2 protein-coding genes are annotated in these 1,896 nt (G+C 74.2%); both read left to right on the top strand.

Annotated elements, in window-relative coordinates:
* The coding region (locus J0695_RS38955) for an aldo/keto reductase (RefSeq protein WP_206969590.1) at window positions 1-523 on the top strand (523 nt) is incomplete at its 5' end.
* Window positions 524-554: 31 nt separating this feature from the next.
* On the top strand, window positions 555-1,896 hold a 1,342-nt coding region (locus J0695_RS38950; RefSeq protein ID WP_206969588.1), incomplete at its 3' end, for a 3-hydroxyacyl-CoA dehydrogenase family protein.

Genomic DNA, 1,896 nt, shown 5'->3' with positions numbered 1-1,896 from the left:
CCTGCTCCCTGGTCACCTCGGCCTCTCCGAGGTGACCAGGGAGCAGGCTGCCGCCGCGCACCGTACGCATCCCGTCGCGGCCGTCCAGTCCGAACTCTCCCTGTGGACCAGGGACCCGCTCGACCCGCGGACCGGGATCGCCGGCTGGTGCGCCGACAACGGCGCCGCGTTCGTGCCCTTCGCCCCGCTGGGCCGGGGGTTCCTCACGGGCCGCTACACCCGGCCCGACGAGTTCGAGGACGGCGACTTCCGAGCGGGCAATCCGCGTTTCCAGAGCGAGGCGTTCACCGCCAATCTGCGCATCGTCAAGGCGGTCGAAGAGGTCGCCGCACGGCACGGCGCCACGGCCGCCCAGACCGCGCTGGCCTGGACGCTCGCCCAGGGCGACCACATCGTCCCCATCCCCGGCACCAAGCAGCTGCGCTACCTGACGGCCAATCTGGCCGCGGCAGGACTGCGTCTGACCGCGCAGGACCTGGCGGACCTGGACGCCGCGCCCGCCGCCACCGGCAGCCGCTACTGATGCCCCCATCCGCGAAGGCAGGAGCAGCACCATGGCCGAGTACGCACACACCGATACCCCCGCCGACACCACTGACCCCACCCCGCACCCCTTCACCGTGGCCGTCGTCGGCCTGGGCGGCACCGGGCTCGCCCTCGCCCGCCGGCTGACCCGCGCCGGACTCGACGTCATCGGTGTCGACGACGACCCCGCGGTCCTCGCCGGCGCCCTGCGGCTCGGCCCCAGGGACCGCCCCCGCACACTGACCCGCCTCCCCGCGGCCGTCGCGGCGGCGGACCTGGTCATCGAGGCCGTACCGGAACCGGCGAACCTGAAACGGGCGGTGCTCGGCGCCCTGCGCGAGCACCGACGCCCCGGGACCCCCGTCCTCACCACGGCGCTGGCCACCCCGCTCGGGGAGCTCCAGGACGCCGCGGGCGCCGACCTGTTCGCCCTGCGCTTCCTGCGTGCCGACGCCCTCGACGCCGTCGAGCTGGCCCGCGGCCCCCGGGCCTCGGACGCTGCCGCCGCCCGTGTCGGGGAGATACTCGCGGCGGCCGGCATCAAGGCCCACCAGGTCGGCGACCGGGCCGGTTCGCTCGCACCCGGCCTGCTGCTCGGCCTCCTCAACGAGGCCGCGTGGATGGTCCACGACGGTTACGCGAGCGCCGAGGACGTCGACACCGCCGTCCGGCTCGGCTGCGGCTGGAGCGAGGGGCCGCTGGCCTCGCTCGACGCGATCGGCCTGGACACGGCACGTGACATCCTGGCCGGGCTCGGCGACCTCGGATGGGGCCACCGCGCACCCGCGCCGGTACTCGACGAGCTCGTCGCGCAGGGCGCGCTGGGCGTCAAATCCGGCCGCGGCTTTCACAGTTACGGCGTACGGGCGGCGTCCGCGGACCGGCGGGCCGTGTCCCCCACCGCTCCCCCGGGCTGCAATGTCGTCGTCATCGGCTCGGGCACCATGGCCACCGGCATCGCCGAGGCCTGCGTACGCGGCGGATTCCGTACGACGCTCCTCGCCCGGTCCCAGGAGAAAGCAGCGGCTGCTGCCGAGCGCATCGAGTTCGGACTGCAGCGCACCGCCGCCGGCTCCGACTCCGACTCCGACTTCGACTTCGACTCGGACTCAGGCGCGAACAACTCCCTGGACGCACCGGACCGTTGGACCGCGACGAGCGACCGGTCCGTCCTCGCGGCGGCCGACATCGTCATGGAGGCCGTGGTGGAGGACCTGGAGGTCAAGCGGCAGCTCTTCGCCGAGCTCGGGAGGGTGTGCGCGCCGAACACCCTGCTCGCCACGTCCACGTCGAGCCTGCCGGTCGGCGCCTGCACCGAGACCGCGGGCCGCCCCGCACAGATCCTGGGGCTGCACTTCTTCAACCCGGCGC

Source organism: Streptomyces beijiangensis (genome assembly GCF_017315755.1).
GTDB lineage: Bacteria > Actinomycetota > Actinomycetes > Streptomycetales > Streptomycetaceae > Streptomyces > Streptomyces beijiangensis.
The sequence above is the reverse complement of the archived record's forward strand: the minus strand, read 5'-3'. Positions and strand labels throughout refer to the sequence as shown.